21 protein-coding genes are annotated in these 25407 nt (G+C 69.6%); 4 read left to right on the forward strand and 17 right to left on the reverse strand.

The annotated features are described in order from the left end of the window. Positions 1-197 precede the first annotated feature (197 nt). The 6 genes from AC1P0E_RS04730 to AC1P0E_RS04755 form a co-directional block, all read right to left on the reverse strand. Positions 198-1034, reverse strand: coding sequence for a shikimate dehydrogenase (locus AC1P0E_RS04730; RefSeq protein ID WP_482740882.1), 837 nt, complete (start codon positions 1032-1034; stop codon positions 198-200). Then, positions 1027-2664 carry an endolytic transglycosylase MltG gene (mltG, locus tag AC1P0E_RS04735; protein WP_482740883.1) on the reverse strand — a complete coding sequence of 546 codons (1638 nt, stop codon included), beginning with the start codon at positions 2662-2664 and terminating at the stop codon, positions 1027-1029. The genes AC1P0E_RS04730 and mltG overlap by 8 nt, the downstream gene beginning before the upstream one ends. 127 nt (positions 2665-2791) lie before the next feature. Next, the gene (ruvX, locus tag AC1P0E_RS04740) at positions 2792-3256 is read right to left on the reverse strand and encodes a Holliday junction resolvase RuvX (RefSeq protein ID WP_482740884.1); all 465 of its coding nucleotides are present in this window, start codon (positions 3254-3256) and stop codon (positions 2792-2794) included. Beyond that, complete coding sequence (alaS, locus tag AC1P0E_RS04745; RefSeq protein WP_482740885.1) at positions 3256-5925, reverse strand: alanine--tRNA ligase; 2670 nt, start codon at positions 5923-5925, stop codon at positions 3256-3258. Before alaS ends, ruvX begins: the two co-directional genes overlap by 1 nt. Beyond that, positions 5925-6236, reverse strand: a complete 312-nt coding sequence (locus AC1P0E_RS04750) for a DUF6167 family protein (RefSeq protein WP_482740886.1) — start codon at positions 6234-6236, stop codon at positions 5925-5927. Before AC1P0E_RS04750 ends, alaS begins: the two co-directional genes overlap by 1 nt. Before the next feature lie 7 nt (positions 6237-6243). Then, on the reverse strand, positions 6244-6675 hold the full coding sequence (locus AC1P0E_RS04755) for a DUF948 domain-containing protein (protein ID WP_482740887.1): 432 nt from the start codon (positions 6673-6675) through the stop codon (positions 6244-6246). A 148-nt stretch (positions 6676-6823) separates the two neighbouring features. Between AC1P0E_RS04755 and AC1P0E_RS04760 the strand changes: the two genes are divergently transcribed. Beyond that, positions 6824-9013 carry an ATP-binding protein gene (locus tag AC1P0E_RS04760; RefSeq protein WP_482740888.1) on the forward strand — a complete coding sequence of 730 codons (2190 nt, stop codon included), beginning with the start codon at positions 6824-6826 and terminating at the stop codon, positions 9011-9013. A 33-nt stretch (positions 9014-9046) separates the two neighbouring features. Here AC1P0E_RS04760 and rpsD read toward each other — a convergent pair whose 3' ends face one another. Further along, positions 9047-9661: a 30S ribosomal protein S4 gene (rpsD, locus tag AC1P0E_RS04765; protein WP_028814090.1), complete on the reverse strand. Its 615-nt coding sequence runs from the start codon at positions 9659-9661 to the stop codon at positions 9047-9049. Positions 9662-9846: 185 nt separating this feature from the next. Between rpsD and AC1P0E_RS04770 the strand changes: the two genes are divergently transcribed. After that, on the forward strand, positions 9847-10536 hold the full coding sequence (locus AC1P0E_RS04770) for a DUF2470 domain-containing protein (protein WP_482740889.1): 690 nt from the start codon (positions 9847-9849) through the stop codon (positions 10534-10536). A gap of 13 nt (positions 10537-10549) precedes the next feature. On the opposite strand, the gene AC1P0E_RS04775 is transcribed toward AC1P0E_RS04770, so the two are convergent. From AC1P0E_RS04775 to AC1P0E_RS04790, 4 genes are all read right to left on the reverse strand, one after another. Further along, positions 10550-11920, reverse strand: a complete 1371-nt coding sequence (locus AC1P0E_RS04775; RefSeq protein WP_482740890.1) for a replication-associated recombination protein A — start codon at positions 11918-11920, stop codon at positions 10550-10552. Positions 11921-11970: 50 nt separating this feature from the next. Then, positions 11971-12615: a vitamin K epoxide reductase family protein gene (locus tag AC1P0E_RS04780; RefSeq protein WP_482740891.1), complete on the reverse strand. Its 645-nt coding sequence runs from the start codon at positions 12613-12615 to the stop codon at positions 11971-11973. Between the two features lie 313 nt (positions 12616-12928). Then, positions 12929-14191, reverse strand: coding sequence for a histidine--tRNA ligase (hisS, locus tag AC1P0E_RS04785; protein WP_482740892.1), 1263 nt, complete (start codon positions 14189-14191; stop codon positions 12929-12931). 14 nt (positions 14192-14205) lie between these two features. Then, on the reverse strand, positions 14206-14895 hold the full coding sequence (locus tag AC1P0E_RS04790; protein WP_482740893.1) for an MBL fold metallo-hydrolase: 690 nt from the start codon (positions 14893-14895) through the stop codon (positions 14206-14208). Positions 14896-15055: 160 nt separating this feature from the next. On the opposite strand from AC1P0E_RS04790, the gene AC1P0E_RS04795 reads away from it, so the two are divergent. After that, on the forward strand, positions 15056-15862 hold the full coding sequence (locus AC1P0E_RS04795) for a peptidylprolyl isomerase (protein ID WP_482740894.1): 807 nt from the start codon (positions 15056-15058) through the stop codon (positions 15860-15862). A gap of 143 nt (positions 15863-16005) precedes the next feature. Beyond that, the gene (locus AC1P0E_RS04800) at positions 16006-17235 is read left to right on the forward strand and encodes a DUF349 domain-containing protein (RefSeq protein ID WP_482740895.1); all 1230 of its coding nucleotides are present in this window, start codon (positions 16006-16008) and stop codon (positions 17233-17235) included. Positions 17236-17297: 62 nt separating this feature from the next. Here the strand turns inward: AC1P0E_RS04800 and AC1P0E_RS04805 are convergent, their stop codons facing one another. From AC1P0E_RS04805 to ruvB, 6 genes are all read right to left on the reverse strand, one after another. Next, a complete protein-coding gene (locus tag AC1P0E_RS04805) occupies positions 17298-19958 on the reverse strand; it encodes a RelA/SpoT family protein (RefSeq protein ID WP_482740896.1) in 2661 nt (886 codons plus the stop codon). A 160-nt stretch (positions 19959-20118) separates the two neighbouring features. After that, entirely contained in the window at positions 20119-20661 is a 543-nt protein-coding gene (locus tag AC1P0E_RS04810; protein WP_482740897.1) for an adenine phosphoribosyltransferase, read from the reverse strand. Next, positions 20658-21779 (reverse strand): protein translocase subunit SecF, encoded by a 1122-nt coding sequence (gene secF / locus AC1P0E_RS04815; RefSeq protein WP_482740898.1) that lies wholly within the window; start codon positions 21777-21779, stop codon positions 20658-20660. The genes AC1P0E_RS04810 and secF overlap by 4 nt, the downstream gene beginning before the upstream one ends. A gap of 1 nt (position 21780) precedes the next feature. Further along, positions 21781-23514 carry a protein translocase subunit SecD gene (secD, locus tag AC1P0E_RS04820; protein WP_482740899.1) on the reverse strand — a complete coding sequence of 578 codons (1734 nt, stop codon included), beginning with the start codon at positions 23512-23514 and terminating at the stop codon, positions 21781-21783. Between the two features lie 144 nt (positions 23515-23658). Beyond that, entirely contained in the window at positions 23659-24153 is a 495-nt protein-coding gene (gene yajC, locus AC1P0E_RS04825; protein WP_482740900.1) for a preprotein translocase subunit YajC, read from the reverse strand. A 175-nt stretch (positions 24154-24328) separates the two neighbouring features. Further along, positions 24329-25396, reverse strand: a complete 1068-nt coding sequence (ruvB, locus tag AC1P0E_RS04830) for a Holliday junction branch migration DNA helicase RuvB (RefSeq protein ID WP_482740901.1) — start codon at positions 25394-25396, stop codon at positions 24329-24331. Between the last annotated feature and the right edge of the window lie 11 nt (positions 25397-25407).

The raw sequence follows: 25407 nt of genomic DNA on the forward strand, positions 1-25407 counted from the left end.
ATCCTCCCACGACCGGGCCCCCGACCCGGCCGCCGGTCCATCAGACGGACGGCCCGCTCACTGCGTGGGACGCGTCGGCTCGGTCCGTGGGCGCCGCTGTCCGACGCCACAGCCCGGGAGCGCCGTACGTCAGCAGCAGGAGAAGAACGGCCGAGCCGAGCGCATTACGGAGCCGGTCCGACAGGAATCCGCGGCTCCTACGGGGCGGCGAGTGCGCTCTCGCCGGCGGCGCGCATGACGGCGAGCGGCGCGGTGGCGCAGCCCGTCATCTGCTCCACTTGGAGAACGGCCTGGTGTACGAGCAGGTCGAGGCCGCCTACGACCGCGCCACCGCGCGCGGACCAGGCGGCGGCGAGTGCGGTCGGCCAGGGCTCGTACAGGACGTCGAAGAGGGTGCCGGGGCGGTCGGGCACGGCCTGGGCGAGGGCGTCCGTGGTGCCGGCCGGGGTCGTGGCGATGACGAGCGGGGCGTCGAACGCCCGCGCCGCTTCCGCCCAGTCGGCGACGCGTACGTCGACTTCGAGCCGCTCGCCCCACTGCCGCATCTCATCCGCGCGGGCGGAGCTGCGGACGTACGCGGTGACCGGGCCGGCGCACAGGCGGGAGAGAGCGGCGAGCGCGGACGAGGCGGTGGCGCCGGCGCCGAGGATGGCGGCGGAGTCGACCTTCTCGACGCCGCGCTCGTGCAGGGCGGCGATCATCCCGGGGATGTCGGTGTTGTCACCGAGGCGTCGGCCGTCCTCGGTGAAGACGACGGTGTTGACCGCCTCCACGGACGCCGCCGTGTCGCTGATCTCGTCGAGCAGCGGGATGACGGCCCGCTTGAGCGGCATGGTCAGGGACAGGCCGGCCCAGGACGAGTCCAGCTCGGCGAAGAAGCCGGCGAGCCCGGTCTCGTCCACTTCGAAGCGGTCGTACGACCAGTGGGCGAGGCCGAGTGCCTCGTACGCGGCGCGGTGGAGCACCGGTGAGAGCGAGTGGGCGATGGGCGAGCCGAGGACCGCCGCCCGTCGCGCCGGCGTCCGCTCATCCATTGTTGCCCTGCCGCTCATTGAACTCGGCTACCAGCTTGTTGTGCTCGGTCAGGTTCTTGGTGAACTTCGTGGTCTTTCCGTCCACGGACACGAAGTACAGCCAGCCGCCATTGTCCGGGTCCAGCGCGGCCTTCAGCGCATCGTTACCGGGGTTTCCGATCGGCCCCGGAGTCAACCCGCGGTAGAAGTACGTGTTGTACGGGTCGTCGTAATTCCGGATTTCGTTCGTGGCGATATTGATCTTGCTCTCGTTCTTCAAGTAATTGAAGGCGGAGTCGAATTCGAGCTTCTGGTTCGTGTCCGTGTTCGTCGGCTTGAGCCGGTTGTAGACGACTTCGGACATCCTCCTGAAGTCGTCGTGTGTGATGCCCTCCGCCTGCACGAGGCTCGCCACCGTGATGACCTGCAGCGGCGATTCAAGACCGAGTTTCTTGGCCTCCGCCGAGAGGTCCGTCTTCGCGTACTCGTTCTTGGCCCGCGACACCATTTCCTTGAGCACGGACTTCGGCGTGGATTTACCGCCGAGGTCGTAACGCGACGGGTACAGGAAGCCTTCCAGCGGGTCCTTGATATCCGGATTGTCATTGGCCCACTCGGGCAGCCCGAGGTCCTTGTACTCCTCCTTGGCGACCTCTCTGGTCGTACCGACGTCGACCCTCAGCTTCTTGTCGATATTCTCGTAGATCAAGACGTTCCGCTGGCCCTCCGCGACGGTGAGGGAATTCAGGTTCGCCGGATTGATCATGAGCTCGAGGGCTGCCTGGGCGGACATCTCCTTCTTCATGGTGTAGACGCCGGGCTGGATTCCCTTGGCCTTGGGGTTGCTGGTCGCGGCCGAGACGAAAGCCCCCGAGCTCTTGACCACACCCTTCTTCGCCAGAATGCTGCCCATCTGGCCCAGGCCGGCACCCCTGGGGACCTCGATCTCGACGGACCCGGTGCCGGTGCCCGCGAAGTCTTCAGGAGCACCGAACTTGCTTTGGTAGAACTGGTAGCCGAAGTAACCGACGCCGCCCACACCGCCGGCCAGGACCACCGTGACGAAGAGGCATGCCGTGCCGTTGCGGCTCTTCTTCTTTTTGGACTTTCCGCCGCGGCGGTCGCTGCCCCGGCCCCTGCGCGACTCGCGCGGATCGCCGTCGTCGTGGTCGTCGGCGCCCGTGAAGAACGGGTGCTCCTCGCGCTCTTCGGGCTCCGGCTCCCACTCGGGGGCCTGTTCCGGCTCCGGGGCGTGGCGCTGGTTCGGGGGCTGGGGCGGGGGGTACGCGTCGGGCGCGGCGTAGTAGTCGGTCTCGGGGGCACCGTAGGCGGGCTGCTGGCCGGCGTAGGCGTCGGGCGCAGGGTTCATGCCGTACGGCACCGGCTCCTGGGCCTGGTACTGAGGCTGGTACCCGCCCGTGTCCCAGCCGGCGTTGTCGCCGTACTGCTGCTGGTCCGCGTACCCGGGTTGCTGCTGGCCGTCGTAGTACGGCTGTTGCTGCGGCTCCTGCTGGTAGTGCTGCGGCTGGCCGTCGTACGGACCCTGCCGGCCGCCGTGCGCGGCCTGCTGTCCTGCCCATCCCTGGTCCCCGTACAACGGGTCCTCGGGATGCCACGGTTCGTGGCCTGCGCCCCGGCCGTACTCAGTCATGAAACCCCATAGTGTGCCGCGAGGCGGCGGCTGCTTCGCGCGTGGGGCACGGCATCCGTTCCGCCTCTTCTTTGTGCGGTGGCTGTTCGAACACCGCCGCATCGCGCGGAACGTTACCGTATCGCGATCAGACAACCACTTCGACGCCCTCGCCCGGGGGATTGCCGGAGACCCGTTCGGCCTCCAAAGCGTTCTGAAGGATGACAATTGCGGCCGCTTGGTCGATCACAGACCTGCCCTTCTTGGACTTCACGCCCGAAGCGCGCAGGCCCTGACTGGCCGTCACTGTGGTCATCCTCTCGTCCACGAGCCGCACCGGAACGGGCGCGATGCCGCGAGCGAGCTCCTGGGCGAAAATGCGGACCTTGACCGCCGCCGGCCCCTCGCCCCCGTTGAGGGAGCGAGGAAGGCCGACCACGACCTCTATCGGTTCGTACTCCTCTACGAGCTGCCTCAGCCGCCGGTGGGCGGCCGGGACGTCACGTCCCGGCACGGTCTCCACCGGCGTGGCCAGCACCCCGTCGGGGTCGCACGAGGCGACCCCGATCCGGGCGTCTCCGACGTCGATCGCGAGGCGACGGCCGCGTCGCATCAGGCGCTCTCGCCGACAGCGCGCTCGACGGCGGCCACGGCGTCGCCGATGGCCTCCGGGTTCTGGCCGCCGCCCTGGGCGACGTCCGGCTTGCCGCCACCGCCGCCGCCGAGGGTCTTGGCGGCCGTACGGACCAGGTCGCCGGCCTTGAGACCGCGCTCACGGGCGGCCTCGTTGGTGGCGATGACGGTCAGCGGGCGGCCGTTGGCGGTGGTGAAGAGCGCCACCACCGTCGGGCGGTCGGACGGGATGCGGCCGCGTACGTCCAGGACCAGCCTGCGCAGGTCGTCCGCCGAAGTGCCGTCCGGCACCTGGCCGGTGACGACCGCGACGCCCCGCACGTCCTTGGCGCCGGAGGCGAGGCCGGCGGCGGCCTGCAGGACCTTCTCCGCACGGAACTTCTCGATCTCCTTCTCGGCGTCCTTGAGCTTGGCGAGCATCCCGGAGATCTTCTCCGGCAGCTCCTCCGGACGGCCCTTGACCAGCTCCTGGAGCTGGGCGACGACCGTGTGCTCACGAGCCAGGAAGTTGTACGCGTCCACGCCCACCAGGGCCTCGATGCGCCGCACGCCCGAGCCGATCGACGACTCGCCGAGCAGCTTCACCAGACCCAGCTGGGCGGTGTTGTGGACGTGCGTACCGCCGCACAGCTCCTTGGAGAAGTCGCCGATGGTCACGACGCGCACGCGCTCGCCGTACTTCTCGCCGAACTCCGCGATGGCGCCCTGCTTCTTGGCGTCGTCGATCGACATGACCTCGGCCTGGACGTCGAGTTCACGGGCGAGCACGTTGTTGATCTTGTGCTCCACGTCGGTGAGGACGGTGCCCGGTACGGCGTTCGGCGAGCCGAAGTCGAAGCGGAAGCGGCCCGGCGAGTTCTCCGAACCGGCCTGGGCGGCCGTCGGGCCGAGCGCGTCGCGCAGCGCCTGGTGCGTCAGGTGCGTGGCGCTGTGGGCGCGGGCGATGGCGCGGCGGCGCTTGAGGTCGATGGCGGCGTACGCGGAGGCGCCCACGGTCACCTCGCCGACCTGGACCGAGCCCTTGTGGACGGAGACGCCCGGGACCGGCTGCTGTACGTCGCGCACCTGGATGATGGCGCCCGTGTCCAGCTTGATGCGACCGGTGTCGGCCTGCTGGCCGCCGCCCTCGGCGTAGAAGGGCGTGCGGTCGAGGACGACCTCGACCTCGTCGCCCTCGGTGGCGGCCGGGGAGGGCAGACCGTCGACGAGCAGGCCGACGATGGTCGACTCGCCCTCGGTGTGGGTGTAGCCGGTGAACTCGGTGGTGCCGGAGTTGTCGGCGACCTCGCGGTAGGCGGAGACGTCGGCGTGACCGGTCTTCTTGGCCCTGGCGTCGGCCTTGGCCCGGTCGCGCTGCTCCTTCATCAGGCGGCGGAAACCGTCCTCGTCCACGGACAGGCCCTGTTCGGCGGCCATCTCCAGGGTGAGGTCGATCGGGAAGCCCCACGTGTCGTGGAGCAGGAACGCCTTGTCGCCGGCGAGGACCTTGCCGCCGGCGGCCTTGGTCTCCGTCACGGCCGTGTCGAGGATGTTCGTGCCGCCCTTGAGGGCCTTCACGAACGCGGCCTCCTCGGCGAGGGCCACGGTCTCGATGCGCTTGCGCTCGGTCAGGAGCTCCGGGTACTGCTGGCCCATCGACGTGATCACGGTGTCGACGAGCTCGGCGACGACGGGACCGGTGGCGCCCAGAAGGCGCATGTTGCGGATGGCGCGGCGCATGATGCGGCGAAGGACGTAACCACGGCCCTCGTTGCCGGGGCTGACGCCGTCGCCGATGAGCATCACCGACGTACGCATGTGGTCGGTGACGACGCGCAGCGAGACGTCCGAGGCGTGATCGACGCCGTACTGGACACCGGTCAGCTCGGTGGCCTTCTCGATGACCACCATCGAGGTGTCGATCTCGTACAGGTTCTGTACGTCCTGGAGGATCATCGCCAGGCGCTCGAGGCCGAGGCCGGTGTCGATGTTCTTCGACGGCAGGTCACCAAGGATCGGGAAGTCTTCCTTGCCGTCGCCGGCACCCCGCTCGTACTGCATGAAGACCAGGTTCCAGATCTCCACGTACCGCTCGTCGTTGACGGCCGGGCCGCCCTCGACGCCGAAGGCCGGGCCACGGTCGTAGTTGATCTCCGAGCACGGGCCGCACGGTCCGGGCACGCCCATGGACCAGAAGTTGTCCTTCTTGCCCAGGCGCTGGATCCGCTCGGCCGGTACGCCGATCTTGTCGCGCCAGATCTGCTCGGCCTCGTCGTCGTCGAGGTAGACCGTGATCCACAGCCGCTCGGGGTCGAGGCCGTACCCGCCGTCCGCCACGGAGCTGGTCAGCAGCTCCCAGGCGAACTCGATGGCGCCTTCCTTGAAGTAGTCGCCGAACGAGAAGTTGCCGCACATCTGGAAGAACGTGCCGTGGCGGGTGGTCTTGCCGACCTCTTCGATGTCCGGCGTACGCACGCACTTCTGCACGCTGGTGACGCGCGGGGCGGGCGGCTTGACCTCGCCGAGGAAGTACGGCTTGAAGGGCACCATGCCCGCAGGGACCAGCAGCAGGGTCGGGTCGTCCGCGATGAGCGACGCCGAAGGCACGACGTTGTGTCCGCGCTCCTCGAAGAAGCGCAGCCAGCGGCGGCGGATTTCAGCCGACTCCATCAGTGGTCCTCATTCCGGTTGTACGAATGCTTGTTGTGGTCGAGAGCGGCGACGCGTCGGTGCTCGATGACTTTGGGGGCGTTCCGCTCTTCGAGGCCGAGGGCGTCGCCCAGTTCGGCTTCGCGCTGCGCCATGCCCGCCTTGACGTCGAGCGCGAAGTCCTTGAGCCGGTGACCTGCTTCGACCGCCTTGTCGGCGGCCTGCGCGGCGAGGCTCTCGGGCGTCAGCTGCTTGAGCTTGCGGTTGACCTTGGTGGTGGCCCACACACCGGCTGCGGCGCCGGCGGTGAACCAGAACGTACGGCGGAACATTGCGGCTTCAGCCCTTCCGCTTCCGGCGCCGGGCGGACGGCACGGTCCGGCCGGCGATCACAGTGCGACGCGACGGCTGCTCCGCCGGGGCGTCCTTGTCGCGGCCGAGCGCCCGGCGTACGCCGTACCCGAAGGCGGCGACCTTGACGAGCGGGCCGCCGAAGGTCGACGCGACGGTCGTCGAGAGCGCGGACGCGTTGGAGGTGACTTCCTGGACGTCCGTCGCGATGGCGTCGACCCGGTCGAGCTGGGTCTGCGCGGACCGTACGGTCGCGGAGGCGTCCGCCAGCAGCGGGACGGCCTGTTCGGTCACGTCCGCGACGAGTTTGGTCGTCGCCCTGAGCGTCTGGGCCAGCCTCACCAGAACCACGGCGAGGAAGGAGACCAGGATCGCCCAGAAGACGGCCACCAGGATGCCGGCCACCTCTCCACCGGACACTTTGCACCGCTCCCTGCCGTCGAGAAAAGTCGTTCTGCGAGCCTATCGCGCCGGGACTCAGGGTCCGTACCGCATTACGGGCGCGAGGAGCGGAAGCCGTCCGGCCTGATTGTACGGAGTGCTTACGGATCGGTACGCTCCGTGTCCTATGCGACGCACTCCCCCTCCGGTGTCCCACTCCCCCGCTCACAGCAGCCTCCCGGCAGAGCTGAACCCGTTCGTCGGGCGCCGTACGGAACTCGCGGAGATCGGCCCGCTGCTGGAGGACGCCCGGCTGGTCACCGTGACGGGGGTCGGCGGCGTCGGCAAGACACGATTCGCCCTGCGCGCCGCCTGCGACCTGCAGGAACGGTACTTCGACGGGGTCCGGCTCGCCGAGCTGTCCGCGCTCACCGACCCAGGTCTGCTGGAGCACGCGGTCGCCGAGGCGCTGGGGCTGACCGACCACACCAGCAAGCCGCCGCGCAGTGTGCTGCTGGAGCATCTCGCGGCGCGCAGGCTGCTGCTCGTACTCGACGGCTTCGAGCATCTGGTCGACGCCGTGGCCGGGCTCGTCAGGGAGCTGCTGCGGCACGCTCCGGGGCTGACCGTGCTGGCCACAGGGCGGCTGCCGCTGTGCGTCGACGGCGAACAGTCCTTTCCCCTGCCGCCGATGCCGGATCCGGACGCGGTACGGCTCTTCACCGACCGGGCCGCCGCCGGGCAGCCCGGCTTCCGGCTGACGGACGCCAACAGCGGCGCCGTGCACGAGCTGTGCCGTCGGCTGGACGGGATTCCGCTCGCCCTGGAACTGGCGGCGGGGCGGCTGAAGGCCCTCTCCGTCGAGCAGGTGCTCGACCGGCTCGACAACCGTTTCCGGCTGCTGACCGGCTCCACCCGTGGCGCCCTTCCCCGCCACCAGACGCTGCGTACCGCGATCGGCTGGAGCCACGAGCTGTGCACGCCGGAGCAGCGGCTGCTGTGGGCGCGGCTTTCCGTGTTCGCGGGGCAGTTCGACCTGGAGGCGGCCGAGTACGTGTGCGGCGGCACCGAATTCCCGGACGACAGCGTGCTTGACGTACTCACCGATCTGATCTCGCAGTCCGTCGTGATCCGCGAGGACACCGCGACGGGCGTCCGCTACCGGATGCTCGACACCGTCCGGGAGTACGGCGCCGACTGGCTGGCGGCCACCGGCGACGCCGAGCGCGTGCGGCGCAGGCACCGCGACTGGTACCTGGGGCTCGCGACCTGGTGCGAGCTGGACTGGTTCAGCCCCCGGCAGGCCGAGGTGGCGGCCCGCGTCGACAGCGAACTGCCCAATCTGCGCCGGGCGATGGAGTATTCGCTGGAGCATCCGCGGGATGTGCACCTGGGCCAGTACCTGGCGGGCACGCTGTGGTTCTACTGGGTCGGCTGCGGGCGTCTGTCGGAGGGGCGGCACTGGCTGGACCACGTACTGGAGTACGAGAGCGAGCACGAGGCGCATCGGCTGAAGGCACTGTGGGTGCTGGGCTACGTGGCCGTCCTGCAGGGCGACGCGATCGGCGCGCTCGCCGCCCTCCAGGAGTGCCGCGAGGGCGCCGAGCTGAGCGCCAACGCTCTGGCGTCGGCGTACGCCGTGCACCGGTCGGGCTGCCTCGCGCTGGTCTCCGACGACATGCCGCGCGCCGAGGAGCTGCTCCGGGAGGCCCTCGCGCGCTACGCGGAGATCGGCGAGCTCAACAGCAATGTGCTGATGGGGCAGATCGAGCTGGCGATGGCGGTGGCCTTCCGGGGCGATCTGGCGCAGGCGGTCGCGATCTGCGAGGAGGTCACGGAGGTCTGCGAGGACCACGGGGAGCGCTGGGCCCTCGCGTACGCGCTGTACGTCCGGGCCTATGCGGAACGTACGAACGGCCGGCCGGACCGGGCCCGGGAACTGCTGGTGGAGTGCCTCGCGATCGACCACGCCTTCAACGATCTGCTCGGTGTGGTGCTGGCCCTCGAGCTGCTGGCGCTGGTCACGCTGGACGCCGGCGATCCGGCGGAGGCGGCCGTGCTCCAGGGAGCGGCCGAGCGGATCTGGCCGTCGGTGGGGCTGCCGCTGTTCGGTTCGGCGTACTACAACGCGCCGCACGCGCTGTGCGAGAAGCAGGCACGGGAGCGGCTCGGAGACGGCCGGTACGAGACGTTCCGCTGCGAGGGTGCCTCGCTGGGGCTGGACACGGCGGTGGCCAGGGCGCTCGAAGGGCCGCCTCGCACGGTGCCCGCGCCGCCGCAGCCGCGCGCCGCGTCCGTGGCTCCCCGGAACAGTGCCCCGAGCACGCGCGAGCCCGCCGCCTCCCGTTCCGTACGGAACGAGGAGACGACGGGCTGAGGCGCTTGCCGGACTACTACTGCGGCCGCTGGATCAGCGGGCGTAGTACTCGACGACGAGCTGCTCGTCGCAGATGACCGGGATTTCCTTGCGGTTCGGGTCGCGGTCCAGGCGGAAGGCCAGGGCCTTCAGGTTCACCTGGAGGTAGCGCGGCGTCTCACCGTCGGTGTCGTAGCCACCCTCGCGGGCAACCTGGAAGGGGTGCTTCTCGCGGCTGCGCTCGCGGACCATCACGACGTCGTCGGGACGGACGCGGAACGACGGCTTGTCGACCTTGCCACCGTTGACCTCGATGTGGCCGTGGACGACCATCTGACGGGCCTGGTAGATCGTACGGGCGATGCCCGAACGAAGGATGAGGGCGTCGAGGCGGCGCTCGAGCTCGATGACCAGGGCCTCGCCGGTCTTGCCTTCGGCCTTCTTGGCGCGGTCGTAGGCGCGGGCCATCTGCTTCTCGCTGATGTCGTACTGCGCGCGCAGACGCTGCTTCTCGAGCAGACGGACCTTGTAGTCCGAGTTCTGCTTGCGCCCACGGCCGTGCTCGCCCGGCGGGTAGGGGCGGGCCTCGAAGTACTTGACAGCCTTCGGCGTCAGCGCGATGCCGAGCGCACGGGACTTCTTGACCTTGGGACGCGACTGGTTAGGCACGTTCTCCAGACCTCCGTTGTAGGTTAGGTTAGGCTCACCTTACTCAAGGAGATCGCATGTCTCGTCCGGGGAACACCAGTCACGTCACGGACAACACAAAGAAGGCCGACATCAAAAGTGTCGACGCGACGGAGGTCCGATCAGATCGTGGTCAGCCGCGTCCCAGCGGACTTGAAATCGCACGGATGCCGTCAGCAGCCGAGCGCACACGAACTCTCGTACAGAGTACCTGCTCCGCGGTAGTGCTTCTCCCCGGTCCTGTGCTGGCACGGCCCGAGCAGCTCGTGCCCGAGGAACGGAGCGTCGGCCCCGACGGTGAGGTGCTGCTGGTCTTTCCCGCGGATTCTCCGGTCGTACGGGCCGCCACGCACGCACAGGACGACGAACTGCCCGTGGTGCTGGAGGTCACGGACGTCGCACCGGTGTCCGTCCCCAACCGTATCCGGGGCCGCGCCTGGGTCTCCGGCTGGCTCACCTGCGTACGCGGTGTGGCGGAGCCCGGGCACATGCTGCTGCGGCTCGAGGTCGGCGAGGCGCGCGTGGACGATCTGTGGGGCACGGGGACGGTCGATGCCGAGGCGTTCGCGGCGGCGGCCGCCGATCCGCTCGTCGAACACGAGGCCGAGCTGCTCCAGCATCTGCACGCGGCGCACGGTGACCAGGTGCGTGAGTTGTGCAACGGCCTGGTGGGCGACCGGGCCGCCGGGGCCGGTGCCGTGCCTGTGGCGCTGGACCGGTTCGGGCTGCGGGTGCGCTTCAGCGGCGGCGCGGACGGACGCGTCTTCGACGCGCGGTTCGACTTCCGCGAACCGGTGCGCGACATCGTCGGTCTGCACCGCGCCATGCATCAGCTCTTCGAGGCGGCCGCGCACTGAAGCGGCCGGCGGGTCAAGGCCGGGCTTCGGACTGGCCGTCGCCGCGCAGCCGGCCGCGCACCTTCTCGACGACGTCGGCGTAACGGGCTTCCGCTCCGTAGCGCGTGGGTTCGTAGTAATGACGGCCCTGCACGGCTTCCGGAGCGTACTGCTGGGCGGCGATCGCGCCGGGAACGTCGTGCGGGTACACATAGCCCTGCGCGTGGCCGAGCTTGGCGGCGCCCTTGTAGTGGCCGTCGCGCAGGTGGGCCGGGACCGGGCCGGCCATTCCCTTCCGTACGTCGGCCTGGGCGGCGGAGATCGCGTTCGTCGCGGCGTTGGACTTGGGTGCGAGGGCCAGCGCGATCGTGGCGTGGCTCAAGGTGAGAGCGGCCTCCGGGAAGCCGATCATGGCCACGGCCTGGGCTGCGGCGACGGCCGTGGGCAGCGCGGTCGGGTCGGCGAGGCCGATGTCCTCACTCGCCGAGATCATGAGCCGCCGGGCGATGAACCGGGGGTCCTCGCCCGCCTCGATCATGCGGGCCAGATAGTGCAGAGCGGCGTCCACGTCCGAGCCGCGGATGGACTTGATGAGGGCGCTCGCTACGTCGTAGTGCTGGTCGCCGTCACGGTCGTACTTCACCGCCGCGCGGTCGACCGTCTCCTCGACCGTCGTGAGGGTGATCTCCTCCTCCCCCTTGGAGATGGCCGCTCCGGCGGCCGCTTCCAGCGCGGTGAGCGCGCGCCGGGCGTCACCGCCCGCGATCCGCAGCAGATGACCCTCGGCGTCGTCGGAGAGCGTGACCGCGCCGCCGAGACCCCGCTCCTCGGTGAGGGCACGGTGCACCAGGGACCGCAGATCGTCGTCGGTCAGCGATTCCAGCGTGAGCAGGAGGGAGCGGGAAAGAAGGGGAGAAATGATCGAGAAGTACGGATTCTCGGTGGTCGCGGCGATGAGCGTGACCCAGCGGTTCTCGACGGCGGGCAGCAGCGAGTCCTGCTGGGCCTTGCTGAAGCGGTGGATCTCGTCGAGGAAGAGGACCGTCTCCTTGCCGTAGCCACCGGAGGCGCGGCGGGCGCCGTCGATGACGGCCCGCACTTCCTTCACCCCGGCGGTGATCGCGGAGAGCTCGACGAAACGCTTCTGGGTCGCGAGGCTGACCACGTACGCCAGGGTCGTCTTTCCGATGCCGGGCGGACCCCAGAGAAGCACCGAGGACGGTCCGGCGGGGCCGCCGCTGCCCTCACCGACCAGCCGGCGCAGCGGGGCCCCCGGCTTCAGCAGATGCTGCTGGCCGACGACCTCGTCGAGGGTGCGCGGGCGCATCCGTACGGCCAAGGGGCTGCTGGACGGATCCTTGAGCTGGCGGTCTTCCGCGGCTGCGGTGAACAGGTCTGGCTCCACGCATGAAGCGTATGCCAGCCCACTGACAACGCCGCCGGCTCCCGGACGGCTCAGTTCGAGCCGGTCGTCCAGAAGGTCCACCAGCGGGTCAGGATCAGCATGCCGATGATGCCGATCCACATGACCGGCGGCACCCAGTGGAACTCCACCAGGGCGCTGCGCAGTCCGCGGGGCGCCGGCAGAATCCGGTGCTTGACGTTGTGCGTGGTGACGTAGCAGAACATCACGATGGTGGCGACCCAGGCCAGGCAGCACCACAGGCACAGCGAGCCGATGTTGTACAGCGACTGGTACTGGAGCCAGGTGCAGAACCCGACGCCGAAGAGAGTGCCGGCGTTCAGACCGAGCCAGAACCAGCTGCGGTAGCGCGCCCCGGCCAGCAGGCCCACGCCGATGGCGACGACCATCGCGTAAGTCACGAGGCCCAGCATCGGGTTGGGGAACCCGAAGGCCGAGGCCTGCTCGCTCTTCATGATGTTGCCGCACGCGACGATGGGGTTGAGGCTGCAACCCGGTTCGAAGCCCGGGTCCTCGAGGAGCTTGATCTTGTCGATCGTGATGACCCAGGAGGCCAGCAGCCCGGCCAGACCCGTGATCACCAGCAGCAGGGCGAAGGGACGGCCGCTGCCGGTCGTGCCCTTCGGGCCTTCCTGCGCACCGTTGGAGGTGCGGTCGTCTACCGCTGCAGTCGTCATATCGCCGTTCCGTCGCTGAGTGGGCTGCCGGACAGGGCCATTCTGCCGCACCGCCACCCGTGTCCACCGTTCGATGGACATAAGGAGGTACGCACGAACGTCCCGCCGCGTTCGCCCCGGCATCGCCGTGACCGGCGCGGGAGGGCCCGTGCCGGGCTGTCCGCGACCGGCGCGGTCCGCCAGGGCGAATCCGCGCCCACAGAGTTGACCGTACGAGCAACTGTGCGAGCGGGCGTCGGGCCGGGCGCTCCCACGGGCACACCGCAGGGCCTGACCCTCCCTCTGGGCGGTCAGGCCCTGCGGTGTGCGGGACTCAGGCCAGGCGGCGCTGGATCTCGGCGGTGATCTCGTCCAGGGCCACCGCCACCTGCTCGCCCGTCTCCATGTCCTTCAGCTGTACCTGGCCGTCGGCCAGGTCCCGCTCGCCGGCGACGATCGTGTAGCGGGCGCCCGAGCGGTTGGCGTTCTTCATGGCGCCCTTGAGGCCCTTGCCGCCGTACGCGAAGTCGGCCGCCACGCCCGCCCGGCGCAGCTCGGTGACCGTACCGAACAGGACGCGGCGCGCCTCTTCGCCGAGCGGCACCGCGTACACGCTGGTGGTGGCGGGCAGGTCGAGCTCTACGCCCTCCGCCTCCAGCGCCAGCACCGTACGGTCCACGCCGAGCGCCCAGCCGACGGACGGCAGCGCGGGGCCGCCGATCATCTCGGACAGGCCGTCGTAGCGGCCGCCGCCGCCCACCGCGGACTGCGAGCCGAGACCGTCGTGGACGAACTCGAACGTGGTGCGCGTGTAGTAGTCGAGGCCGCGCACCAGCTTCTCGTCGTCCTCGTAGGCGACGCCCGCCGCGTTCAGCAGCTCGCGCACCTGCTCGTGGTACGCCTTGCACGCGTCGCACAGGTAGTCGCGCAGCATCGGCGCGCCGACCAGCTGCTTCTGCACCTCGGCGCGCTTGTCGTCGAGTACCCGCAGCGGGTTGATCTCGATGCGACGGCGGGTGTCCTCGTCCAGGTCGAGATCGCGCAGGAAGCCCTGGAGCGCCTCCCGGTAGACCGGCCGGCACTCCTTGTCGCCCAGCGAGTTCAGCAGGATGCGGAACTGCGACAGGCCCAGCGAGCGGTACGCCTGGTCCGCCAGGATGATCAGCTCGGCGTCCAGCGCCGGGTCCTCGGCGCCGATCGCCTCGGCGCCGACCTGCGAGAAGTGGCGGTAGCGGCCCTTCTGCGGGCGCTCGTAGCGGTAGTACGAGCCGGAGTACCAGAGCTTGACCGGCAGGTTGCCGCTCTTGTGCAGGCTGGCCTCCAGGGCCGCGCGCAGCACGGACGCGGTGCCTTCGGGGCGCAGCGCCAGCTTGTCACCGCCCTTGGTCTCGAAGGCGTACATCTCCTTGCTGACGATGTCGGTGGACTCACCGACACCGCGCGAGAAGAGGGCCACGTCCTCGAAGCCGGGCGTCTCGATGTAGCCGTAGCCGGAGTTGCGCAGCGGCGCGGAGATCGCCTCGCGGACCGCCAGGAACTTCGCGGAGTCCGGCGGGACCAGGTCGTACGTGCCCTTGGGGGCCTTGAAGGTGCTCATGGGGACTTGTCTCGTCACATTCCTCGTCGGGGAGCGGCGGCCAGCCCGTTCAGATACGGGTTGGTGGCGCGCTCACGGCCGATGGTCGTCTGGGAGCCGTGGCCGGACAGCACCACGGTCGAGTCGTCGAGCGGCAGGCACACGCGGGCCAGCGACTCGAGCATCTCGGCGTGGTCGCCGCCGGGCAGGTCGGTGCGTCCGACGGAGCCGGCGAACAGCAGGTCGCCCGAGAAGAAGACCGACGGGATGTCGGCCTGCTCGGGCAGCCTGAAGGTCACCGACCCCTTGGTATGGCCGGGCGCGTGCGAGACGGTGAAGCCGAGACCCGCGAGCTTCAGCTCCACGCCGTCCGCCAGCTCTTTGACGTCGTCGGGCTCGCCCACGGTCAGCTCACCCATCAGCGGCATGCCGATCGAGCGGCCGAGAGCCTTCTCGGGGTCGCTCATCATGTACCGGTCGGCGGGGTGGATCCAGGCCGGTACGTCGTGCGCTCCGCACACCGGGACGACCGACGCGACGTGGTCGATGTGGCCGTGGGTGAGGACGACCGCGACGGGCTTGAGGCGATGCTTCGCGAGCGCTTCCTCGACGCCCGCGGTGGCCTGGTGGCCCGGGTCGATGATCACGCACTCCTCGCCCGCGGCGGGGGCGACCAGGTAACAGTTGGTCCCCCAGGCCCCGGCGGGGAACCCGGCAATAAGCACGATCGTCCTCAATATGTCGTCCGGCGGGAGATGCTGCGATCGGTTGCAGCAGATCAGAGCCTACCGGCGCCGCTCAACGCACAACGAACCCATATACGGTACGGGCAAGCTCGGCTCGGCCGGACAGCAGTGACAGACGAGACGTACGAGGAGAACACCGGTGGTCAGCAGCGATCAGCGGCGGCGGCAGCTCGCCCGGGAAAAGTTCGAACGCCAGCAGCAGCGCCGCGCCGAGAACCGGCGCAAGGGGCGCCGCCGCAACGCCGTGATCGCCTCGGCGCTCGCCGTGGTGCTCGCGGCGGGGGCGACGGCGTTCGCCACGGGCGCGCTGGGCGGCGACGACAAGGACGACACCGTCGCCGACGCGACGCCCAGCTCCACGCCCTCGAAGGCGCCCGACCCCTGCGAGAAGCCCGCCCCGGGGTCGGTCAAGAAGCTGTCGTACAAGAAGGAGCCCGCGCTCTCCATCGACAAGTCCGCGTCGTACACGATGAAGCTGCAGACCACCTGCGGCGACATCACGCTCGGACTCGACGCGGCGAAGGCCCCGCGCACGGTGAACTCCTTCAACTTCCTCGCCGGCAAGGGCTACTTCGACCACACGAAGTGCCACCGCCTGACGACGAGCGGCATCTACGTCCTGCAGTGCGGCGACCCCACGGCGCAGGGTTCGGGTACGCCCGGCTACAAGCTGCCGGACGAGAACCTGAAGGACCCGAAGCTCAAGGGCGGCGTCTACCCGGCGGGCACGGTCGCGATGGCGAACGCGGGTCCGGGGACGGGCGGCAGTCAGTTCTTCCTCGTCTACCAGGACAGCAAGTTGCCGCCCAACTACACACCGTTCGGCACCATCAAGGGTGGTCAGGACGTGCTGAAGAAGATCGCTGGAGCGGGTGAGGCGACCGGTCAGGGCGACGGGGCGCCGAATGCCACTGTCGTCATCGACAAGGCGACCGTCACCAAGTAAATCCGGAAGTGCGGGATGCGGACAGCCGCCCTGCCGTTCGCCTATGTTGGCGGTGTGCAGGGCGCCTGTGGCCCCGCGAAAGAAACTGTGGACGATGCCCGGGGGTGAACAGCCCCTCGCAGGCATCATGTGGAGGAGGCGCTGTGAGCAGCGACCCGTGGGGCCGCGTCGATGAGACCGGCACCGTGTACGTGCGTACGGCCGATGGCGAGAAGGTCGTCGGTTCCTGGCAGGCGGGCTCTCCCGAGGAGGCCCTGGCCTACTTCGAGCGCAAGTACGAGGGCCTGGTTGTCGAGATCGGCCTCCTCGAGCGGCGGGTGAAGACCACCGACCTGTCGGCCAAGGACGCCCAGGCCGCGATCGACCACCTGCGTCAGCAGGTCGACGAGCACCACGCGGTCGGTGACCTCGACGCGCTGAGCAAGCGCCTCGACGCGCTGGTGGCGACGGTCGAGGCGCGCCGCGAGGAGCGCAAGGCCGAGAAGGCGAAGCAGACCGACGAGGCGAAGCACGCCAAGGAGGCGCTGGTCGTCGAGGCCGAGGAGCTGGCCCAGAGCGAACAGTGGCGCTCGGCCGGTGAGCGGCTGCGGGCGCTCGTGGACATCTGGAAGGGCCTGGCGAGGCTCGACCGCAAGTCCGACGACGAGCTGTGGCACCGCTTCTCGCACGCCCGCTCGGCGTTCTCCAAGCGGCGCAAGGCCCACTTCGCCTCGCTGGACGCCCAGCGCGAGGAGGCTCGCAAGGCCAAGGAGAAGCTGGTCGCGGAGGCGGAGAGCCTTTCGGCCTCCACCGACTGGCCCACGACGGCCGCGCGGTACCGCGACCTGATGACCGAGTGGAAGGCCGCGGGCCGCGCCCAGCGCGAGGCCGAGGACGACCTGTGGAACCGTTTCCGCGGCGCCCAGGACGTCTTCTTCGCGGCGCGCAGCGCGGTGTTCGCGGAGCGCGACGCCGAGCAGTCCGAGAACCTCAAGCTCAAGGAGGAGCTCGCCGTCGAGGCCGAGAAGCTGGTGCCGGTGAAGGACCTGAAGGCGGCCAGGGCCGCGTTCCGTTCCATCAACGAGCGCTGGGAGGCCATCGGCCACGTGCCGCGCGACGCCCGCCCGAAGGTGGAGGGCCGGATGCACGCGGTGGAGCGGGCGCTCCAGGAGACCGAGGAGAACGAGTGGCGCCGTACGAACCCTGAGGCGCGCGCCCGCGCCGCGGGTCTGACGGGCCAACTCCAGGACGCGGTCGACAAGCTGCGCGGCCAGATCGACACGGCGCGCGCGTCGGGCAACAACGCCAGGGCCGACAAGCTCGCCCGCGAGCTCGAAGGCCGGCAGGCGCTGCTGGACCAGGCGCTGAAGGGCCTGGAGGAGTTCGGCGGCTGAGCTTCTTTCGACGCGCGAGGCCCCGGTACGGATTTCCGTACCGGGGCCTCGTGCGTAGCGCATTACGGCCGGCGGGCCGAGGTGACGCGGTAGACGTCGTACACGCCCTCCACGCCGCGCACCGCCTTCAGGACGTGGCCCAGGTGCTTGGGGTCGCCCATCTCGAAGGTGAAGCGTGAGGTGGCCACCCGGTCGCGGGACGTCTGGACGGCGGCGGACAGGATGTTGACGTGCTGGTCGGACAGGACGCGGGTGACGTCCGACAGCAGCCGGGAGCGGTCCAGCGCCTCGACCTGGATGGCGACCAGGAAGACCGAGGACTGGGTCGGCGCCCACTCGACGTCGAGGATGCGCTCCGGCTCCTTCGACAGGGAGTCGATGTTGACGCAGTCGGCGCGGTGCACCGATACGCCGCTGCCGCGGGTGACGAAGCCGATGATGGGATCGCCGGGGACCGGCGTACAGCAGCGCGCCAGTTTGACCCACACGTCCTCGACGCCCTTGACGACGACACCGGGGTCGGTGTTCGCGCGTCGCTTGCCGCGCCCGTGGGAGGGCGGCGAGGTCTCGGCGATGTCCTCGGTGGCGGCCTCCTCGCCGCCGAGCGCCTGCACCAGTTTCTGGACGATGCTCTGCGCGGTGACGTGGCCCTCGCCGATCGCGGCGTACAGCGAGGAGATGTCGCTGTAGCGCATCTCGTGCGCGAGGGTGACGAGGGAGTCGCCGGTGAGGATGCGCTGGATCGGCAGGTTCTGCTTGCGCATGGCCCGCGCGATGGCGTCCTTGCCCTGCTCTATGGCCTCGTCGCGGCGCTCCTTGGAGAACCAGGCGCGGATCTTGTTGCGGGCGCGCGGCGACTTGACGAAGCCGAGCCAGTCGCGGGACGGGCCCGCGCCGGCCGCCTTGGAGGTGAAGACCTCCACCAGGTCGCCGTTGTCGAGGGTCGATTCGAGCGGTACGAGCCGCCCGTTGACCCGCGCTCCTATGGTCCGGTGGCCGACCTCGGTGTGGACGGCGTACGCGAAGTCGACGGGTGTGGCGCCGGCCGGCAGCGCTATGACGTCGCCCTTGGGCGTGAAGACGAAGACCTCGTTGCGGGAGAGGTCGAAGCGCAGCGACTCCAGGAACTCGCTGGGGTCCTCGGTCTCCTTCTGCCAGTCCAGGAGCTGGCGCAGCCACGCCATGTCGTTGACGGTGTCCTGGCCGCGTCCGGTGTTCTTGGGGATGTCGGTACGCACCTTGGAGGCGCCGGCGACGGCTTCCTGCTTGTACTTCCAGTGGGCGGCGATGCCGTACTCGGCGCGGCGGTGCATGTCGAACGTACGGATCTGGAGCTCGACGGGCTTGCCGCTGGGCCCGATGACCGTCGTGTGCAGCGACTGGTACATGTTGAACTTCGGCATCGCGATGTAGTCCTTGAACCGGCCGGGGACCGGGTTCCATCGCGCGTGCACCGTGCCGAGGGCGGCGTAACAGTCGCGGACCGTGTCGACAAGTACACGAATCCCCACCAGGTCGTAGATCTCCGCGAAGTCACGGCCGCGGACGATCATCTTCTGGTAGACGCTGTAGTAGTGCTTCGGCCGGCCGGTGACGGTGGCCTTGATGCGGGCGGCGCGCAGGTCGGACTGGACCTCGTCGGTCACTATGGCGAGGTATTCGTCGCGCTTGGGCGCGCGCTCGGCGACGAGCCGCACGATCTCGTCGTACATCTTGGGGTAGAGGATCGCGAAGGCGAGGTCCTCCAGTTCCCACTTGATGGTGTTCATGCCCAGGCGGTGAGCCAGGGGCGCGTAGATCTCGAGCGTCTCGCGGGCCTTCTTCTCCTGCTTCTCCCGCTTGAGGTAACGCATGGTGCGCATGTTGTGCAGGCGGTCGGCGAGCTTGATGACCAGGACGCGGGGGTCCTTGGCCATGGCGACGACCATTTTGCGTACGGTCTCGGCCTGCGCGGCCTCGCCGAACTTGACCTTGTCGAGCTTGGTGACTCCGTCGACGAGCAGGGCGACCTGGTCGCCGAAGTCGCGGCGCAGGGTGTCCAGGCCGTATTCGGTGTCCTCGACGGTGTCGTGGAGCAGCCCCGCCATCAGGGTGGCCGGGTCCATGCCGAGCTCGGCGAGGATCGTCGTCACGGCGAGCGGGTGCGTGATGTACGGGTCGCCGCTCTTGCGCTTCTGGCCCCGGTGCCAGCGCTCGGCTACCTGGTAGGCGCGCTCGATCTGGCGCAGCGTCGACGTCTCGATCTTCGGGTCGTTGCTGCGCACGGCCCGCAGCAGCGGTTCGAGGACCGGGTTGTACGGGCTGGAGCGCTGTACGCCCAGCCGGGCAAGCCTGGCCCGTACACGGTTGGAGGAGCCGCTGCCGGTGCGCGGAGTGGAACCCTGGGCCGGCTTGGGCGCGGAAACGGGCGGCGTCGGGCCGCCGGCCCGCTCGGGGGCGGTCTTCGGCTTGCCGCTGGGCTCGGGGTTCTTGGCGGGGGTTCCGCTCTTGGCGGGAGCGCCGCTGCCCGCCGGAGTACCGCTGCCCTCCGGAGCGCCGCTCTTCGCCGCGTTGGCAGGCGGGCCGCTGCCGGGGGTCCCGCGCTTGGCGGGCGGGGCCGGCGGGTTCGCCGCGGGCGTGGCGGGGCTCGCCGCGGCCTTGGCGGCCTGCTGCTGGTCGGGCTGCGCGGCTGCGGGGTCCCCCGGACGGGAGCTGGGGGGCAGTGGCTGGGCCTCGTCTGGCAAGAGCGCTCCTCGTGCGGGTCCGGGTCCCCCGGTCAGGCCCGGAAAGCCCATGGTAACGATGCCTGGCTTCCGGTTCGCCCCGGGCCTGATACCTGGGCCAACGCGAAAGGCGGGCCCCGGAATTCCTCCGGGACCCGCCCCTCACGTACAGCCGTGCTGGTCAGACCGTGATCAAGGCCTCCAGCGGAGCGCCCCGGAGCGCCGGTTCCAGGCGGTCTCGGCCGCCGAGGAATCCGAGCTCCATGAGCACCGCGACCCCGACGACCTCGGCGCCGGCCCGCCGGATGAGCTCCAGCGATGCCTCGGCGGTGCCGCCGGTGGCGAGGACGTCGTCGATGACGATGACGCGGTCTCCGTCGGCCAGGTCCTCGGCGTGGATCTCGATCTCGGCGGTGCCGTACTCCAGCTCGTACGCCTGCTTCAGCGTCGCACCCGGCAGCTTCCCCGCCTTGCGTACGGGGATGAAGCCGAGGCCGGCGCGGACGGCGACCGGCGCGGCCAGGATGAAGCCGCGCGCCTCCAGACCGACGATCTTCGTGGCGCCGCAGCGTACGCACAGCTCCGCGAGGGCGTCGGTCAGCGCCGTGAACGCCACCGGGTCCGCGAGCAGCGGGGTGATGTCCTTGAACATCACGCCCGGCTTCGGATAGTCCGGTACGTCCCGGATGCGGCTGAGCAGGAGCTCCTGCGTGGTTGTCGTCATCGCCGCTTGCCCGACGCCCTTCCGCGGCCGGGGCGGCCCCGGTCGGCCGGACGCTGGCCGACGACCGCGCCGGCGGGCGCGGCGTCGTCCGGGAACCGGTCCTGCGGCTCGCCGGTGACGTCGTCGGCCTCCGTCGACTCGCCCCGTGCCGCTGCGGATGCCCGCTTGGCCAGCACGCGCTTCTTCAGGGCCTTGATCTGCGGGTCGCGTTCCTTCAGGTCGGCGACGAGCGGAGTGGCGATGAAGATCGAGGAGTACGCACCGGCCGCCAGGCCGACGAAGAGCGAGAGCGAGATGTCGTTGAGCATGCCCGCGCCCAGCACGCCGCCGCCGATGAACAGGAGGCCCGCCACCGGGAGCAGCGCGACGACGGTGGTGTTGATGGAACGCACCAGGGTGCCGTTGAGGCTGCGGTTGGCGATCTCGCTGTATGTCCAGCGCGTCTGCTTGGTGATGTCCTTCGACCCCTCCTTGAGACCGTCGAAGACGACGACGGTGTCGTAGAGGGAGTAACCAAGGATCGTCAGCAGACCGATCACGGTGCCCGGTGTGACCTCGAAGCCGACCAGTGCGTACACACCGACGGTGATCGTGAGGTCGTGGATCAGGGCGATCAGGGCGGCCAGGGCCATGCGCCACTCGAAGGCGATGGCGAGGTAGATGACCACCAGCACCATGAAGATCGCGAGGCCGGTCCAGGCCTTGTTGGCGATCTGCTCACCCCAGCTGGGGCCGACCAGCTCGGAGGTGATGTCGCCCGGCTTGACGCCGAGGTCCTTCGCGAGCTCGTCCTTGACCGGCGTGGCGCTGGTGGTGTCCAGACCACTGATCTGGATACGCATGCCGCCGTTGCCGAGCTCCTGGACGATCGCGTCGTGCCCGGAGGCCTTCTCGGCGTCCTCCTGGACCTGGGTGACGGAGACGCCCGTCTTGGCCGTCGTGAAGACGGCGCCGCCCTCGAACTCGATGCCCATGACCAGGCCGCGCACCGCCAGGCCGACGATGGCCGTGATGGTGATCAGGATCGACAGGCCGTACCAGATCTTGCGCTTGGCGACGAAGTCGTAACCGACCTCACCGTTGTAGAGGCGGGCGCCGAGACTTCCGAGTCGGGACATCTCAGGCCTCCTTCGGGTCGATGGGGGCGGAGACGCGACGGGTACGGCGCAGCGGAGGCTGTACGCCGAGCCGCTTCGGGTCCAGGCCGGACCACGGGTGACCCTGGCCGAAGAACTTCGTACGCGCCAGCAGCGTCATCAGCGGCTTGGTGAAGAGGAACACCACGACCACGTCGAGCAGGGTGGTCAGGCCGAGCGTGAACGCGAAGCCCTGCACCTTGCCGACGGTCACGGCGAACAGCACCGCGGCGGCGAGGAACGACACGAAGTCGGAGACCAGGATCGTGCGCCGGGCACGCGGCCAGGCACGCTCCACGGCGGGCTTGAGCGTGCGGCCGTCGCGGATCTCGTCGCGGATGCGTTCGAAGTACACGATGAACGAGTCCGCGGTGATGCCGATGGCAACGATCGCACCACACACCGCGGGGAGGTTCAGCGCGAAGCCGATGCCCGGTCCGAGGAGCGTCATGATCGTGTACGTCAGGATCGCCGAGACGATGAGGCTCACGATGGCCACGAAGGCCAGACCGCGGTAGTACGCCAGCAGGTAGATGACGACCAGCGCGAGACCGATCGCGCCGGCGATCAGGCCGGCCTTGAGCTGCTCGCCACCGAGCGCGGCGGTGACGGTGGTGACGGTCTCCTCGCTGAAGGAGAGCGGCAGCGCGCCGTACGACAGGATGTTGGCCAGGTCCTGGGCCGACTCCTGGGTGAAGCTGCCGGAGATCTCGGCGTTGGCGCTCAGTGTCTGGTTGACCGAGGGCGCCGAGACGACTTCGCCGTCGAGGACGATGGCGAACTGGTTCTGCGGGGGCTGCTGCTTCGAGAGCTCGCCGGTGATCTTCGAGAACTTCTTGGACCCACCGTCGGTGAAGTCCATGGTGACGATCCAGATGCCACGCTGCGGGTCCAGCGTCGCGGCGGCGTCGTCGACGTCCTTGCCGTTGACCTCGGCCGGGCCCAGGATGTACTTCTCCCACTCACCCGCATTGTTCTTCCCGCAGGCGACCATCGGGTCTTCGGGCTTGACGCCCTGGTTGGCCTGGACGCGCTCGGTCTTCTTGGTGCAGTCCAGAGCCGTGAACTTCTTCTCCAGCGCGGAGGCCGCGGGGTTGGCCGGCGGCGTGGGCGACGGCTTTTCGCTCTTGTCCGGGCTCTTGGACGCGCTGCCCGTCGGGGTCGGCGTCGGGGCCTTCTTCAGCCCGTCCGTCACGGCGCGGCCCTGAGTGGTGGCGCTCGCCGACGGTGTGGCGGTCGGCGTGGTCTTGCCGTCCTTGCCGCCGGCCGAGGGCTTCGGGGAGGGGGTGGCGTCGGGCGTCGGCGTACCGGCGGTGTACGTCACCACGGGCCGGAAGTAGAGCTGAGCGGTGGTACCGACCTGCTCCCGGGCCTGCTTCTCGTTCGTCCCCTTGGGGATGTTGACGATGATGTTGTCTCTGCCCTGCGTCTGGACCTCGGCCTCAGAAACGCCCAGACCGTTGACACGGCGGTCGATGATGTTGACCGCCGTGTCCATGTTGGTCTTGTTGATGGCGTTCGGCTTGCCGGGCTCGGGCTTGGCCTTGAGCGTGATGCTCGTGCCGCCGGCGAGGTCGATGCCCAGACGCGGTGTGAGCTCACCGGTCGCGAACATCCCGCTGGTGAGCGCGACCATGGCGATCACGATCAGAACCAGGGCGCGCCCTGGCCTGCCCGGAGCCCCCGCGGGCCTGCGGCCCTTCTTCGGTGCTGCCACCTTCTCGTTTCTCCCTGTCCAACCGCCCCCGCGCCGGGTGAGCGCCAAGGCGGCCACGAAGTATGTGGGGCCCAGCCCCGCGGAAGTCGACACGATCCGGGGACCGGGGTACGCCGGTGGGCGCGCCGCGGTCCCCCTACGTGACTACTTCGCGTCGCTCTCGCCGTCGGTCTTCTTGTCCTTCGGCTCGTCGCCGGCCGCGTCGGCCACGTCGTGCGTCTTGTCCGCCTCGTCCACCTCGGTCTTCTTGCCGAGGTCGATCCGCGCGACGTCGTCCGCGTCGGCGTCCGAGTCCGCGGACTCGGTCAGCGAGGAGGCGTCGTCCGGGACGACCGGAGCGTCGACCTTGAGGTCGCCGTCGCCGTGGACGATGCGGTTGTACTCCTCGTCGTCGAGAACGGCGCCGACGGAGTTCTTCGCGTAGACGGCGTGCACGCCCGGCGCGACCTCGAGGAGGACCGTGTCGTCGTGGACTTCCTTGACGGTGGCGTACATGCCCCCGATCGTCCGGACGCCGGTACCGGGCTGCATGTCGTTGCGCATCTGCGCAGCCGCCTGCTGCTTCTTCTTGGCGGACCGGGTCATCAGGAACATGGCCCCGATGAGCACGATGAAGGGGAGGAGGGTCACGATATTCACGGGACGGAAATTCCTTCGCACGACCGCGCCGGGGAGCGGCCTGATCTACGGGGGGTGGGTACGCCGACCTGGAAGGGCGGCATCGGCGGAGTCTAAGCGAGTCCGCATCAATGGAACAACGCCCAGCATCGCACCGTGGTTCCTGACCGTGCGAGCCTCCGCGCCGTCAGGTCCGTCACGTCCCGAAGAGCCCCGGTTGTCCGTTTCCTCCATTACCCTGCTGCGGCGGTACGAGGCCGAGATGCGCCCAGGCGGCGGGCGTGGCCACCCGGCCTCTCGGCGTACGGGCCAGAAGGCCTTCTCGTACGAGGAAGGGCTCGGCCACCTCTTCGACGGTCTCCCGCTCCTCCCCCACGGCCACCGCCAGCGTGGACAGGCCCACCGGTCCGCCGCCGAACAGCTTCAGCAGCGCGCCGAGCACGGCGCGGTCGAGGCGGTCGAGGCCGCGGGCGTCGACCTCGTACACCTTGAGGGCCGCCGCGGCGATGTCGCGGTTGATCACGCCGTCGGCCTTGACCTGGGCGTAGTCGCGGACGCGGCGCAGCAGGCGGTTGGCGATACGCGGCGTACCGCGGGAGCGGCCGGCGATCTCCGCCGCGCCCTCGACGTCTGTCTCCAGGTCGAGGAGGCGGGCGGAGCGGTGGATGACCCGCTCCAGCTCGGCGGGCTCGTAGAACTCCATGTGTCCGGTGAACCCGAAGCGGTCGCGCAGCGGCGGCGGCAGCAGCCCGGCCCTGGTGGTGGCGCCGACCAGCGTGAACGGAGGAAGCTCCAGCGGGATGGCGGTGGCGCCCGGCCCCTTGCCGACGATGACATCGACCCGGAAGTCCTCCATGGCCATGTAGAGCATCTCTTCGGCCGGGCGGGACATCCGGTGGATCTCGTCGAGGAAGAGAACCTCGCCCTCCTGGAGGGAGGAGAGGAGCGCCGCGAGGTCTCCGGCGTGCTGGATGGCGGGGCCCGAGGTGATGCGGATCGGCGCGTTCATCTCGGCCGCGATGATCATCGACAGAGTCGTCTTGCCTAGGCCGGGGGCCCCGGACAGCAACACGTGGTCGGCGGTGGCGCCGCGCGCGCGGGCCGCCCGCAGGACCAGGTCGAGCTGCTCGCGGACCTTCTCCTGGCCCACGAACTCGTCGAGATCCTTGGGGCGCAGCGCGGCCTCGACGGCCTGGTCCTCGCCGTCGGGGCCGGAGTCGACCAGCCGCTGGTCGATGTCGGGTCCGGTCTCGTCCCAGTTCATTTACGGATCTC

This window comes from Streptomyces sp. TRD_SC_5 (genome assembly GCF_056836825.1).